Genomic DNA, 13701 nt, shown 5'->3' with positions numbered 1-13701 from the left:
ATGACGGCGGAAGGCCACCTCCTTTTTTCCATAGCGTGCGCAGTATTTGCCAAAAACGCTGAACTCACTCCCGTGCTCGCACAGGGGGACTGGTGGCATATTGTCCCTTCCGCCGTATTGACCTGTCTGCTGCCCGATATTGATCATCCCAAATCATTTCTTGGACAACGCCTGAAGTGGGTATCGAAACCCATCGCCCGCGCGTTCGGCCACCGGGGGTTTACGCACAGCCTGCTGGCCGTTTTTGGGCTGCTTACCCTTTTTTATTTAAAAGTGCCCGAAAGCTGGATCGTCCCTGCTGATGCCATTCAGGGGATGGTGCTCGGCTACTTAAGCCATATTCTTGCCGATATGCTGACGCCCGCTGGCGTTCCACTTCTCTGGCCGTGTCGCTGGCGCTTTCGTTTTCCCATCCTTGCGCCACAGAAAGGGAACCAGCTTGAGCGCGTATTGTGCATGGCGCTCTTCGCTTACGCCGTCTGGATGCCACAGACATTGCCCGAAAACAGTGCAGTGCGCTGGTCTTCGCAGATGATCAATTCGCTGCAATTTCAGTTCAATCGCTTTATTCATCACCAGATTGAACAGTAAACCAACAAAATCATTCCGTTTGTCATAAACCATTCCATTTGGATATAAGCGCGACATCACACTTCTGCTAACCTTCCGCCAACAGGATCGGGAAAAACCGATCCCATAATAAATCAGGAGAACGGGGATGAATTTTCCACTCATCGCGAACGTTGTTGTGTTCGTTGTATTGCTATTGCTTCTCGCGCAGACGCGCCACAAACAGTGGAGCCTGGCGAAAAAAGTGCTGGTTGGTCTGGCCATGGGTGTCGTATTTGGTCTGGCGTTGCAGGCGATTTATGGCTCCGATAATCCAGTTCTGAAAGACTCTATTCAGTGGTTCAACATTGTCGGCAACGGCTATGTCCAGCTGCTGCAGATGATCGTGATGCCGCTGGTGTTCGCCTCTATTCTGAGTGCCGTTGCCCGCCTGCATAACGCCACTCAACTGGGTAAAATCAGTTTTCTGACCATTGGTACCCTGCTGTTTACCACGCTGATCGCCGCGCTGGTGGGTGTGCTGGTAACCAACCTGTTTGGCCTGACGGCCGAAGGTCTGGTGCAGGGCACGGCTGAAACAGCACGCCTGACCGCGATTCAAACCAACTACGTGGGTAAAGTGGCCGATCTGACGGTTCCGCAGATGGTGCTCTCCTTCATTCCGAAGAACCCGTTTGCTGACCTGACCGGCGCCAGCCCAACGTCCATCATCAGCGTGGTGATCTTCGCGGCATTCCTCGGTGTGGCCGCACTGAAACTGCTGAAAGACGATGCGCCGAAAGGCGAGCGTGTGCTGACGGCGATTGATACCCTGCAAAGCTGGGTGATGAAGCTGGTGCGTCTGGTCATGCAGCTGACGCCATACGGCGTGCTGGCGCTGATGACCAAAGTGGTTGCGGGTTCTAACCTGCAGGACATCATTAAGCTGGGCAGTTTTGTCGTCGCCTCTTATCTGGGCCTGGGCATCATGTTCGTCGTACACGGTATCCTGCTGGGCGTGAACGGCGTCAGCCCGCTGAAATATTTCCGCAAAGTCTGGCCGGTACTGACCTTTGCCTTCACCAGCCGCTCCAGCGCCGCGTCTATTCCACTGAACGTTGAAGCGCAGACCCGTCGCCTGGGCGTGCCAGAATCTATCGCCAGCTTCTCTGCGTCCTTTGGTGCCACCATCGGCCAGAACGGCTGTGCGGGTCTCTACCCGGCGATGCTGGCGGTGATGGTTGCCCCGACCGTGGGTATCAACCCGCTGGATCCGGTCTGGATCGCCACGCTGGTCGGCATTGTGACCATCAGTTCCGCCGGTGTTGCCGGTGTTGGTGGCGGCGCGACCTTCGCTGCGCTGATTGTGCTGCCTGCACTGGGTCTGCCAGTAACGCTGGTCGCGCTGCTGATCTCCGTTGAACCGCTGATCGACATGGGTCGTACCGCGCTGAACGTGAGCGGCTCCATGACCGCCGGTACGCTGACCAGCCAGTGGCTGAAGCAGACCGACAAAGCCATTCTGGAAAGTGAAGACGACGCCGAACTGGCGCACCGGTAATTGCCGGGAAATAAAAAAACCGCCTGATGGCGGTTTTTTTATGGCTGTTATTCTTCAACCTCTTCATCCTGGCGGATTTGCACCGCCCATCGCTGGGCAGACTCCGGCACGGAAAACGTCGGCGATCGACGGAAATGCTCCCTCATCAGGACAAACGCCACATATTTACCACGAAGCTGCCAGACATCACGAAAACCCTCCACTTTCAGGGCATGGTCAGGCGGCGCGGGTTCCACGCGGGGCACATAGCTAATAACCTGGCGGTTTTGTTGACGAAGAGGTTTCATAAGCGACGGGTTCACTAAAGCAAATTCTTGAAGCAGGAAAATTCTATGATAGCCGATTCTGCTCCCTTCCGTCGCGCTCCGAATGGCTGAGAGGGCTCCTTTCGTTAATGGCGGCATGTGAAAACTCTTAGTTCGCGAGCTATCTCACGACATTGTTCTATCCTTAATAGGGTTTTTAGCAATGGATAAAGGAGAAGCGTGCAATGTCGAACAAAGATAATACACATCAATCACCGATTCATGGCACTGAAGAATCTCAACCGGGTATGGACTCTCTCGCCCCTGCTGACGGCTCTCACCGCCCCTCGCCAGGCCCTTCCGCCCCCGGCGAACAGCCTACCGCACCGGGAAGCATGAAATCGCCGGACACCGGGAACGAGAAGCTGAAATCGCTTGAGCCACACCGTAAAGGTGGTGAAGGTTTTGCACTCACGACCAATCAGGGCGTGCGCATTGCTGACGATCAAAACTCTCTTCGCGCCGGCTCGCGCGGCCCCACCCTGCTGGAAGACTTTATCCTGCGGGAAAAAATTACCCATTTCGACCACGAGCGAATTCCGGAACGTATCGTTCACGCGCGCGGCTCGGCTGCGCATGGCTACTTCCAGCCGTACAAGAGCCTGAAAGCGATCACCAAAGCAGATTTCCTCTCCGACCCGGATAAAATTACCCCGGTGTTTGTCCGATTCTCCACCGTACAGGGGGGCGCGGGTTCGGCAGACACGGTGCGTGATATTCGCGGTTTCGCCACCAAGTTTTATACCGAAGAGGGTATTTTTGATCTGGTGGGCAATAACACCCCGGTGTTTTTCATTCAGGATGCGCATAAATTTCCTGACTTTGTCCATGCGGTAAAACCGGAGCCCCACTGGGCCATACCGCAGGGACAAAGTGCGCACGACACCTTCTGGGACTATATCTCTCTGCAACCTGAAACGTTACACAACGTGATGTGGGCGATGTCTGACCGGGGTATTCCGCGCAGCTATCGCACGATGGAGGGGTTTGGTATTCACACCTTCCGTATGATTAACGCGGAAGGAAAAGCCACGTTCGTCCGGTTCCACTGGAAGCCGGTAGCGGGCAAAGCCTCGCTGGTGTGGGATGAGGCGCAGAAGCTGACCGGGCGCGATCCAGACTTCCATCGTCGTGAACTGTGGGAGTCCATTGAAGCCGGCGATTTCCCTGAATATGAACTGGGCCTGCAGCTCATTCCGGAAGAGGACGAATTTAAGTTTGATTTCGACCTTCTTGACCCGACCAAACTGATCCCCGAGGAGCTGGTGCCGGTTCAACTGGTGGGGAAAATGGTGCTCAACCGCAACCCGGATAATTTCTTTGCCGAGAACGAGCAGGCCGCGTTCCACCCGGGGCATATCGTGCCGGGACTGGATTTCACCAACGATCCGCTCTTACAGGGACGTTTGTTCTCGTACACCGATACGCAGATCAGCCGCCTTGGCGGGCCGAACTTCCACGAAATTCCAATTAACCGTCCGACCTGCCCGTACCACAATTTCCAGCGCGACGGGATGCATCGTCAGGACATTGATACCAATCCGGCTAACTACGAGCCTAACTCGATCAACGATAACTGGCCGCGCGAAACACCGCCAGGCCCGAAACGCGGAGGTTTTGAGTCGTACCAGGAGCGTATCGATGGCAACAAAATTCGCGAGCGCAGCCCTTCCTTCGGCGAGTATTACGCCCATCCTCGCCTGTTCTGGAACAGCCAGACGCCGATCGAGCAGCAGCACATCATCGGCGGCTTTAGCTTCGAGTTAAGTAAGGTGGTGCGCACCTACATCCGCGAGCGCGTGGTCGATCAGCTTGCGCACATTGATATTCAGCTCGCCCAGAGCGTGGCGGATAACCTGGGTATTACCCTGACCGACGAGCAGCGCAACCTTGCTCCGCCAAAAGAGGTCAACGGCGTGAAGAAAGATCCGTCGCTGAGTCTGTATGCGATGCCAGGTGGCTCAATTAAAGGCCGCGTGGTCGCCATCCTGCTGAACGATAAAACCCGGGCCAGTGACGTACTGGGCATTATGCAGGCGCTGAAAACCCAGGGCGTACACGCCAAACTGCTTTATTCCCGAATGGGTGAAGTGACGGCTGATGACGGTTCCGTGCTGCCGGTGGCTGCGACCTTTGCCGGGGCACCCTCGCTGACCGTCGATGCGGTGATTGTGCCGTGCGGGGATATTGCCAGCCTGTTGACCAACGGTGACGCCGTCTATTACCTGCTGGAAGCTTATAAGCACCTGAAACCGATCGCGTTGTCCGGCGATGCGCGTCAGTTTAAATCCCAGCTGAAGGTTGCCGAGCAAGGTGAGGACGGCATTGTCGAGGGCGATAACGTGGACGACGCCTTTATGACGAAGCTGTTTGACCTGCTCGCCGCGCACCGCGTCTGGTCACGCAGCAGCAAGATTGACCAGATCCCGGCGTAAAAAAAGCCCGGTGGCGGCTTCGCCTTACCGGGCCTACAAAATCTCAGGAAATGTAGGCCGGGTAAGCGCAGCGCCACCCGGCTTTTTTCCTCACAGATCCCCGAACGTCCCCAACCGATACCCACGTTCGGCAATCGCGTATTTCAGCGACGGCGACGTCAGCACATCCAGCTCCGCCAGGCGCGGCCAGCAGTACGCGCTCTTGCGCACGATATTATCGACAAATGCGGGGTGCGCCATGACCTCCAGTGACTTTTCTCCCCGGGCTGCAGAATCATCCAGCACCTTCAGGAACAGCGCTTCGTCGATCGCCTCGCCGTAAAACGCGCTGCTGAACCCTGCGGTGGTTGTCACCGCACTGTCCGGCAACCCTTGCACCTCACGATCCACGCGCATCGCTACGCCTTTGCGTTGAGCAAACGCCGCAACGATCGGGAAAATTGCCGGGATCATATGCACGTGGTGATGGCTGTCGATGTGTGTTGGCAGATCACCAAACAGATCAGCAAAGCGGTTGAACTGACAGTCCAGCTCGCGGGCAATATCTTCCAGCGGCAGAGCGTCCTGCTCCGCCTGTTCCCAAATCCATTTACCTAACTGTCCGTCACGGGTCAGACCCGGCATTGGCGTAAGCGGTATACCGAGCGTCAGCACAAAATGCATCCCGACGCCCAGCTCAGGCACGTCGCGGCTTAGCTGCGCCGCGTGTTCAACCGCTTCACCATTAACCAGTGCCGTAGTGGATGTCACAACCCCCCGGCGACAGGCTTCAATAATGCCGTAGTTCTGACCTTTCGAGAGGCCAAAATCATCAGCATTAACGATCAGCAGGTTTTCCATTGTGCGTCCTCTCAGTGGTGTTTGAACTTCAGCTTCTCGATCGTGGCGGCAAAGTTCGGCAACCATTTTTCATGCGCCAGGATCATCTCTGCTGCAAGCTGCTCCGCATCGCGGTCGGAATGCACCAGCGGGCTGAGGTTCAGTGCCAGAAGCACGTCATTCAGCTCGCCGCTCAGCGCCGCCTGACTTGCCGCCACTTCAAAGCCTTTAATGGTGTGGATCAGACCCATAACTTTGTCATCAAAATGAGTAATGCGCGGATGCGGTTTAGCGCCATCGCGTCCCAGAATGCAGGTCATCTCAACGGCCCAGTCAGCCGGGATATTGTCGATGTGGCCGTGGTGCGGCACGTTAACATAGTGTTCCGCTTGCTTGTCGTTGTAGATGGCGTTGATCACTTCACACGCCGCATCGGAATAATAGGCCCCGCCGCGCTGCTCAAGCTCTTTCGGCTTGACGTTCAGGTTCGGATCTTTATACAAGTCGAACAACTGCTTCTCAACTTTCTGAACGATTTGCGCCCGCGCGCCCCCCTTGTAATACTCGCCCATTTCGATGGCCAGCATCTCTTTCTGCTTGAAGTAATAAAGCAGGTAGGAGCACGGCAGCAGATTCAACGAGCGGATCAGCCCTTCGCTGAACGGCAGGTCAAAGATGTTTTTCACAGACGCAGCGGTCAGACGACCCGAGGCGACCCCGTCCAGCAGTTCAGCAAAACGCGGTGTTCCGTTCACGATGACATCTTTAATGAACACCATATGGTTCAAACCGAACAGATCGATAGAGAGATCGTCATTATCGGTCAGTTCCAGCACGTCACGGATAAACATTTTCATGCCGACTGGAATATTACAGACGCCAATAAAGCGCCTGAAACCGGTATGACGATAGACCGCTTCGGTCACCATCCCTGCCGGGTTAGTGAAGTTAATTACCCACGCGTCTGGACAGATTTCCTCCACGTCTTTAACGATGTCGAAAATAACCGGAATGGTACGCAGGCCTTTGAACAGGCCACCGGCACCGTTAGTTTCCTGACCGAGATAACCGTGGCTCAAGGGAATACGCTCGTCCAGTTCACGCGCTTTCAACTGGCCAACGCGCAGCTGGGTGGTCACGAAATCTGCATCTTTCAGCGCCAGTCGACGATCCAGCGTTTTATGCACGGTCAGAGGTACGCCCGCTTTCTCAACCATGCGTTGGCACAGATCGAAAATAATATTCAGCTTCTCCTGACCTTCCTCCACGTCCACCAGCCACAATTCGCTGACCGGTAATTCATGATAACGTTTCAGAAAACCTTCAAGTAATTCCGGGGTATAGCTGCTGCCGCCACCAATGGTTACGACTTTTAATTTCTTTTGCATAATATCTCCCTTTGCGTATCAGGTTAATCGCCTGCAAGGTATAGCGTACTCTTCCCGCTATTTGGGCAAGCCATTAAAGCAATATTCGTGGCGGATAAAACCGCCGAAAGTTAATTCATTACCGTCAAACTTTTGCGGTAACTGTTCGGGGTGAATGACGTTAATTTCTTAAACGTTTTAATAAACAGGCTGGGGCTACTGTATCCCGATTCGTAAGCAATATCGGTGACCGAGTAGTTAGTAATTTCCAGCTGTTTTTTGGCAAAGTTAATGCGAATGTCATTAATAATTTGCACAGGTGTTTTACGATAATACCGCTGCGTCGCGCGGGTCAGATATTCCTGGGATTTTCCCGACAGGGAAACCATATTCTCCAGTGCATTGTCACTGAACTGGGCTTTATCGTGCATCAGTTCAACAGTGCTGCGCAGCCACTGTGGAATATCATCCGTCACCTGCTGCTCTTCACGATGATGACGCAGCCGGTTCATCACATAGAAAGTCACCGTTTCAATAAACTCGTCAAATTCATTTTCACGGAAGTTAAGCGAGGCAATAACCGTTTCAATCCAGGTCATGAACTCGTTTTTCACGCGATAAACCTGAGACGCCACAAAGCAGAACGGTACCAGCGGCAGATAGTGCTTTTCAAAGAAGCGCCTGCTGACGCCGACATTCAGAATGCGGGTTGCACCGAATTCGTAAAAGCTCTGGTGATAGGACCCCATCGGCAGGAAGACAAAATCCCCTCGCTCAAGCAGGACGCGCTTACCGTTGATCTCCTGGTAGTAGCGGCCGGTCAGAACAATCGTGAACTCGTAGTAGTCATGCTGGTGCAGACCACTGGCGCTCTCCGTCTTGTTGTAGATAACCACGTGAAAATTTTTGCCATTAAACAGCTGCTGTTCAAGTGCGGTTTTAATTTCCATCGTGCTGACCTCCTTCTGCAACATCCGACTTAGTGCATTTTCTCGTGAAGCTCAATCAACTCCGCCACCAGCTCGCGCGCCAGCATGGAGGTCATCAGGTGATCCTGCGCGTGTACCAGCACCGGGCTGACCTTCATCTTCCCTTCACCCTGATCGCTTTCAATAAGCTTTGTCTGCACCAGGTGCGCTTCGTTCAGCGCGGTACGGGACTGCTCCATCATGGTTTTTGCGGCGGCAAAATCACCCTGCTTGGCCTGCTTCAGTGCGGCATACGCCAGGCTGCGGGCCTGCCCGGAGTTGATGATAAGCCCCATCACCACTTCTTCAAGATCGTTCTCTGCGGCGTCGTCTGCGACGATACTATCCAAATCTAACATGTTTAAGCTCCTTGTGGCTGACGCGGGTTTCCCCGCGTCGGTCAATCTTAGAATTTCAGTGAGAGGGCAATGTCCTCTTCGCTCTCTTCTTCATCAATGATGGTGGCAGCTTTGTTCGCAATCGCCACGAATGGCATGTAGAGCAGGGTCGCAATCCCGAGGTTGAATATCGCCAGCAGGAAGGCCGCGACGCTACCGTTGGTATTGAAGAACGCGCCCAGCCCCGCTGGCATGGTCCACGGTGCAATGTTGGTCACCGGCGGAATAATGCCCATGTAGTAAGCCGTCAGGGTGATGGCTGCCAGCAGTGGTTGAACCAGGATGAACGGAATGAACATGACCGGGTTCATGATGATTGGCAGGCCAAACAGAATCGGTTCGTTAATCTGGAAGATACCTGATGGCAGCGCCAGTTTGGCTACCTGACGATAGTCAGCACGACGAGAGACAATAAAGACCGCGATGATCAGACCCAAGGTCGCCCCGGTACCACCCAGGAAGATATAGGAGTCAAGCATCGGCTTCGCCCATACATGGAAGGTTTTACCTGCCGCCAGCGCCGCGTCAACGGAGCCGTACTGCTGGTAAAGTGCCACGTTTTCCAGTGCCCACGGGGTCATAATTCCGCTATCCAGCGCAGCCAGTGCCAGTGAACCATGTACGCCGAAGAACCACAGCAGAGAGGTGAAAATCACATACGCCCAACCGACCACACCACCCATCGACGCCAGCGGCGTGGAGATAGAATCCATGATGATCTGGTGGAAGTTCGTGCCCCAGTGAGAGAGCGCCCAGGCAATAATCCCCATAATGGAGAGAATAATAAAGCCCGGAATCAACGCGGAAAATGAACGAGAAACGGACGTCGGTACGCTATCCGGCAAGCGGATAACCCAGTTGCGACGAATAATAAAGGTGAACATTTCCGCCACCACCAGACCGATAACAATACCGGAGATGATGTTCGCCCCACCCAACCAGTTGGCGCCGACGGCATACGCCTCCCCTACGCTGTAAGGCGTGACGGTCATAAATGCAGCAACGGATAATAACCCGGCAGCCAGCGGATCCACTTTTCGCTCTTCTGCCAGTGCCATGCCAATAAAGAAAGGCGCCATCAGCGACATAATACCTAACGTACCGTTATATACGTTGCCGCCGATGGCTTTAAAACCATTAAGGGTTTCAATTGTGGAAGCGTCTAACCGAATGCCTAATGAATAAAAGAAGGAACCTTCACCAAAGCTCAGAAAAACGTTGTTAATTAAAACGAACATGGCCCCGGCCAGCGTCAACGGCATTAATTTAATAAAGCCGTTTTTAATGGCATTAACGTGAGGCTGCTTTCCTATTTTAACAGCAAAAGGAAGGAGTACCTTTTCAAGTGAAGCGATGACTTTACTCATAGGTAAATACCCTTAAATGCCGTAACTCGTGTTACGGCGTATTGTGTGTGAAATAACTCTTTGACGGGAAAAATAAAAATTAATTAGCAGCTTTTTTAATGGCTGCCACAGCAGCTTTCAGAACACCTAAACCATCAATCTTGCCATACAGCCCCGAGTCGATCACTTCGACCGGTTTGTTGGGTAGCAGTCGTTGTATTTCGGGCAACATATAGGCGATTTGCGGCCCCAGTAAAACAACATCGGCTTTCTGGCCTTTCTCGCCCGCCAGTGTTTCTGGAAACGCTTCAATCACCACAGGGACTTCATACTTTTCAGCCTGCGCACGCATCTTTGACACCAGCAGTGAGGTTGACATGCCCGCTGAGCAGAACAGGTAGATATGTTTCTTTTCCATCGTAATTTCCCTCTTGTAGGTCTACCTGCCATCGCGCTATCACTCGACTTGCTGTCCCGGCAGACAGGTAGTTTGCATACTGTTGTTTGTCGTTGGAGTGAGTATACGCAATGGTACAGACAGGGGATAATTCTGAACAGGTTGAAATTGTCTCTCATTGACCTGGCTTGTTGACTACCTTCACATTTCGGGCAAATAATTCGCGCAAAGAAATAAGATTTACGTATACACAAAAAAACCGGCCCATGGGCCGGTTCGTTAACATCTTCACACAAGCTGGGTTACTGAGCCTTTGGAGCCTGGGGATCGGTGTCGTATTCAGCACAGGTCTGATAACCGGAGTTAATAACATGACCAGTGTCATCCAGGGCGACAAAGTAGGTCTCTGCCTTACCATCACGTTGACCCAGGATATAGGTCTGGCAGGTCCCTTTCGCATGAATCATTGTCACTTCAGAAGAAGGTTTACCGGCGATCGCAGCGACCTGCGAACGGGTCATCCCTTTTTTAACGTCTTTAACCACGGGCTGTGTAAACTGATCCTTGGTGCGATCGTAAGCCGTACACCCTGCCAGCATCGTCAGTACTGCCGCTGCGCTAAGAATTCCTGCTACGTTCTTGTTCATATTCCGTCCTCTTGTTTATCAGCGTGTTATCTAAGCATGGAATAAAAAGTACTATTGTTCAACTTTGTGAATTACGCCAGACGAATTTCGGAAAATTCTAATAAAACAACGATAACCTGCTAAATCGGCGCAAATTAGCGCACTCGAAACTGTGATCCTTGTCGTTTCTCGCCCAAAGGGTTAGTTTTAACAGTTAACACATTCTGTTTATGTTCTGCATATGGAGGGCGTGATGGCTCTGCAACACGAGATTATTCAGGCACTGGGCGCGAAGCCCGCGGTAGATGCACATGAAGAGATCCGCCGTAGCGTGGATTTTTTAAAATCGTACTTAAGAAAGAACGCTTTCCTGAAATCCCTGGTGCTGGGCATCAGCGGCGGGCAGGACTCCACCCTGACCGGTAAACTCTGTCAGATGGCGATTTCAGAGCTTCGCGAAGAAACGGGCGATGAGAAATTGCAGTTTATCGCCGTGCGTCTTCCCTATGGCGTGCAGGCCGATGAACAGGATTGCCAGGATGCCATCGCGTTCATCCAGCCCGATCGCGTACTCACCGTTAATATTAAAGGGGCGGTGCTGGCAAGCGAGCAGGCACTGCGCGAAGCGGGCATTGAGCTGAGCGATTTTGTTCGCGGCAACGAGAAAGCTCGCGAGCGTATGAAAGCCCAGTACAGCATCGCCGGAATGACCAAAGGCGTGGTTGTCGGCACCGACCATGCGGCAGAAGCCATCACCGGTTTCTTCACCAAATATGGCGATGGCGGCACCGACATTAACCCGATTTTCCGTCTGAACAAGCGTCAGGGTAAACAGCTGCTTGCCGCGCTGGGCTGTCCTGAGCACTTGTATAAAAAGGCACCGACGGCGGATCTGGAAGACGATCGCCCTTCCCTGCCGGATGAAGCGGCCCTTGGCGTCACCTATGACAATATTGATGATTATCTGGAAGGCAAACAGCTGGATGAAGGTACCGCGAAGATCATTGAAAGCTGGTATCTGAAAACCGAACACAAGCGCCACACGCCGATTACGGTGTTTGACGACTTCTGGAAATAAAAGCAAAACGGCAACCCCGTTGCCGTTTTTAGTGTTTGCGCCCTCTCCCGTGGGAGAGGGTTGGGGTGAGGGCAACAGACCGCACGATGTGGCCGGGTAAGGCGTAGCCGCCACCCGGCTCTTTTTTAACCACAGCGCACCTGCTACACTGTATACCTGAACAGTATACGGAGTAATATGTGAGCAGGCGTCAATCCGCCCCGCGTCTTGAGTTTGAAGCGGCGGCTATCTACGAATATCCCGAGCACCTTCGCCCCTGGCTTGAGGCGCTGCCAAAACAGCCTGGCGTGTACATTTTTCACGGTGAAAGCGACACCTTGCCGCTTTATATCGGCAAAAGCGTCAATATTCGCAGCCGGGTGTTATCCCACCTGCGTACCCCGGATGAGGCCGCCATGCTGCGCCAGTCGCGGCGCATCACCTGGTTTCAGACGGCGGGAGAAATGGGTGCGCTGTTGCTGGAGGCCCGGCTGATAAAAGAGCAACAACCGCTCTTTAATAAGCGCCTGCGCCGCAACCGTCAGCTTTGTTCCCTGCAGATCAGCGACGGTAAGCCGCAGGTGGTTTACGCCCGCGACGTCGATTTTTCTCATGCGCCAAACCTTTTTGGATTATTTGCCAACAAACGCGCGGCCCTTCAGGCTCTGCAAACACTGGCCGACGAGCTACAGCTTTGCTACAGCCTTTTAGGTTTAGAAGGCACCACGCGTGGCCGCGCCTGTTTTCGCTCCGCGCTGAAGCGCTGCGCAGGCGCCTGCTGCGGCAAAGAGAGCGTTGAGGCGCATCACGCACGCCTCCTGAGCGGTCTTGCGGCCATCAGCATCAACTGCTGGCCGTGGGAGGGCGCCGTGGCGCTAAAAGAAGTGGGTGAAACGATGACGCAGTATCACATCGTCAATAACTGGCTCTGGCTGGGGGCTGTCGATGATTTAAGCGACGCGGCAACCCTGTTACGCACCCCCGCCGGGTTCGATCAGGATGGCTATAAAATCCTCTGCAAGCCCGTTTTAACCGGCAAGTTTGAGGTCATTATGCTCAGTGACCCGGCAGCCAGTTAATTTCACTGAACAGCAGGGTACCCTGAGACTCCAGCAAACGCAGAGTATGGGTCCCCTCCTCCCAGCTGGCGCCCTGATCGGCCGTCAGCAGTTTATCACCCAGCTGCCACGCCCCGCTTAGCACAAACACCACGCCGCCACGCGAGCCAAACGTAGTAAAGGTACGGTCGGCAACGCGCACTTTCGCCTTGCAGCAGTCACGCCGGGTCATGATGTTGAAGTCCATCGCCATCCTGCCATCGGAAAGCAATGCCTTTACCGGCAAATCGCCGGCAAAATGGTAAGGTTGATGCGGTTTAAGAGTATGGCGGAACGCCTGTCCGGCATCCAGCGTCACCTCCCCGCCCTCCAGCAAGGTAATGACCCGGTCAACTCCGGGAAAAGCGGAGAATTCGCCGTTGCTGGCGATCGTCGCAATACTGGCTCGCCAGCAAAAATCGCGCGTTGCGGGAGGGATACAACAAATTTCTCGCGTTTCGCCAGCACCATTACGCCAGAGGCTGACCGGCATTTTACGGATATCAAAGAACTCCATCACCACTCCTGAATGGCACAACCCGTGCCAGGGCAAGGATATCGCTACCCTTGCAGTCTTGTTTGTTATCGTTAGGTATTCACAGACACAGTATCGGCAGCAAAGCGGGCAGGCCTTAGCGGAACGTCAATAAAATTGCTAACGCCATGACTCTACAAACATTCTCTGAAGCGACTACAGGAGAATACCGCGCTGGCAGCGGCAGACAAGAGGGCAGGAAAGAAAAACCGCCGGTCCTGTCCACAGCGGTTGCGCTTTT

The 13701-nt window shown here is 53.8% G+C and carries 14 protein-coding genes; 5 read left to right on the top strand and 9 right to left on the bottom strand.

Features of this window, described 5'->3' with window-relative positions; all coding sequences use genetic code 11:
• Positions 1-591, top strand: coding sequence for a metal-dependent hydrolase (locus tag L3068_RS09060; RefSeq protein WP_014883483.1), 591 nt, complete (start codon positions 1-3; stop codon positions 589-591).
• 127 nt (positions 592-718) lie between these two features.
• A complete protein-coding gene (gene tcyP, locus L3068_RS09055; RefSeq protein ID WP_014883482.1) occupies positions 719-2110 on the top strand; it encodes a cystine/sulfocysteine:cation symporter in 1392 nt (463 codons plus the stop codon).
• A gap of 47 nt (positions 2111-2157) precedes the next feature.
• Here tcyP and cedA read toward each other — a convergent pair whose 3' ends face one another.
• Positions 2158-2433 (bottom strand): cell division activator CedA, encoded by a 276-nt coding sequence (gene cedA / locus L3068_RS09050; protein ID WP_404851333.1) that lies wholly within the window; start codon positions 2431-2433, stop codon positions 2158-2160.
• A 167-nt stretch (positions 2434-2600) separates the two neighbouring features.
• On the opposite strand from cedA, the gene katE reads away from it, so the two are divergent.
• Positions 2601-4850, top strand: a complete 2250-nt coding sequence (katE, locus tag L3068_RS09045) for a catalase HPII (RefSeq protein ID WP_117581563.1) — start codon at positions 2601-2603, stop codon at positions 4848-4850.
• A 90-nt stretch (positions 4851-4940) separates the two neighbouring features.
• On the opposite strand, the gene chbG is transcribed toward katE, so the two are convergent.
• From chbG to osmE, 7 genes are all read right to left on the bottom strand, one after another.
• A complete protein-coding gene (chbG, locus tag L3068_RS09040) occupies positions 4941-5690 on the bottom strand; it encodes a chitin disaccharide deacetylase (RefSeq protein WP_117581565.1) in 750 nt (249 codons plus the stop codon).
• Positions 5691-5701: 11 nt separating this feature from the next.
• Complete coding sequence (locus L3068_RS09035) at positions 5702-7057, bottom strand: 6-phospho-beta-glucosidase (protein WP_088126866.1); 1356 nt, start codon at positions 7055-7057, stop codon at positions 5702-5704.
• A 110-nt stretch (positions 7058-7167) separates the two neighbouring features.
• Complete coding sequence (gene chbR / locus L3068_RS09030) at positions 7168-8010, bottom strand: transcriptional regulator ChbR (protein WP_071922321.1); 843 nt, start codon at positions 8008-8010, stop codon at positions 7168-7170.
• Positions 8011-8015: 5 nt separating this feature from the next.
• Entirely contained in the window at positions 8016-8363 is a 348-nt protein-coding gene (gene chbA, locus L3068_RS09025; RefSeq protein WP_117581567.1) for a PTS N,N'-diacetylchitobiose transporter subunit IIA, read from the bottom strand.
• A gap of 47 nt (positions 8364-8410) precedes the next feature.
• Complete coding sequence (gene chbC / locus L3068_RS09020; RefSeq protein ID WP_014883475.1) at positions 8411-9769, bottom strand: PTS N,N'-diacetylchitobiose transporter subunit IIC; 1359 nt, start codon at positions 9767-9769, stop codon at positions 8411-8413.
• Between the two features lie 79 nt (positions 9770-9848).
• A complete protein-coding gene (gene chbB, locus L3068_RS09015; protein WP_014883474.1) occupies positions 9849-10166 on the bottom strand; it encodes a PTS N,N'-diacetylchitobiose transporter subunit IIB in 318 nt (105 codons plus the stop codon).
• Between the two features lie 281 nt (positions 10167-10447).
• The gene (osmE, locus tag L3068_RS09010) at positions 10448-10792 is read right to left on the bottom strand and encodes an osmotically-inducible lipoprotein OsmE (RefSeq protein ID WP_010430142.1); all 345 of its coding nucleotides are present in this window, start codon (positions 10790-10792) and stop codon (positions 10448-10450) included.
• 232 nt (positions 10793-11024) lie between these two features.
• Between osmE and nadE the strand changes: the two genes are divergently transcribed.
• Positions 11025-11849 (top strand): NAD(+) synthase, encoded by an 825-nt coding sequence (nadE, locus tag L3068_RS09005; protein ID WP_023332763.1) that lies wholly within the window; start codon positions 11025-11027, stop codon positions 11847-11849.
• Between the two features lie 179 nt (positions 11850-12028).
• Positions 12029-12907: an excinuclease Cho gene (cho, locus tag L3068_RS09000; protein WP_014883472.1), complete on the top strand. Its 879-nt coding sequence runs from the start codon at positions 12029-12031 to the stop codon at positions 12905-12907.
• Here cho and ves read toward each other — a convergent pair.
• On the bottom strand, positions 12885-13442 hold the full coding sequence (gene ves / locus L3068_RS08995; protein ID WP_014883471.1) for an environmental stress-induced protein Ves: 558 nt from the start codon (positions 13440-13442) through the stop codon (positions 12885-12887). The genes cho and ves overlap by 23 nt on opposite strands.
• Positions 13443-13701: the final 259 nt, after the last annotated feature.

It is taken from the genome of Enterobacter cloacae complex sp. ECL414 (assembly GCF_021869685.1).
Taxonomy (GTDB): Bacteria; Pseudomonadota; Gammaproteobacteria; order Enterobacterales; family Enterobacteriaceae; genus Enterobacter; species Enterobacter kobei.
This window is presented reverse-complemented; position numbering and strand designations above follow the sequence as displayed.

Excerpts from the sequence above, each read along its gene's own strand:
- chbG (WP_117581565.1), bottom strand. The coding sequence starts at position 5,690 with ATGGAAAACCTGCTGATCGTTAATGCTGATGATTTTGGCCTCTCGAAA.
- chbB (WP_014883474.1), bottom strand. The coding sequence starts at position 10,166 with ATGGAAAAGAAACATATCTACCTGTTCTGCTCAGCGGGCATGTCAACC.
- osmE (WP_010430142.1), bottom strand. The coding sequence starts at position 10,792 with ATGAACAAGAACGTAGCAGGAATTCTTAGCGCAGCGGCAGTACTGACG.
- chbC (WP_014883475.1), bottom strand. The coding sequence starts at position 9,769 with ATGAGTAAAGTCATCGCTTCACTTGAAAAGGTACTCCTTCCTTTTGCT.
- ves (WP_014883471.1), bottom strand. The coding sequence starts at position 13,442 with ATGGAGTTCTTTGATATCCGTAAAATGCCGGTCAGCCTCTGGCGTAAT.
- tcyP (WP_014883482.1), top strand. The coding sequence starts at position 719 with ATGAATTTTCCACTCATCGCGAACGTTGTTGTGTTCGTTGTATTGCTA.
- katE (WP_117581563.1), top strand. The coding sequence starts at position 2,601 with ATGTCGAACAAAGATAATACACATCAATCACCGATTCATGGCACTGAA.
- nadE (WP_023332763.1), top strand. The coding sequence starts at position 11,025 with ATGGCTCTGCAACACGAGATTATTCAGGCACTGGGCGCGAAGCCCGCG.
- L3068_RS09035 (WP_088126866.1), bottom strand. The coding sequence starts at position 7,057 with ATGCAAAAGAAATTAAAAGTCGTAACCATTGGTGGCGGCAGCAGCTAT.
- chbA (WP_117581567.1), bottom strand. The coding sequence starts at position 8,363 with ATGTTAGATTTGGATAGTATCGTCGCAGACGACGCCGCAGAGAACGAT.
- L3068_RS09060 (WP_014883483.1), top strand. The coding sequence starts at position 1 with ATGACGGCGGAAGGCCACCTCCTTTTTTCCATAGCGTGCGCAGTATTT.
- chbR (WP_071922321.1), bottom strand. The coding sequence starts at position 8,010 with ATGTTGCAGAAGGAGGTCAGCACGATGGAAATTAAAACCGCACTTGAA.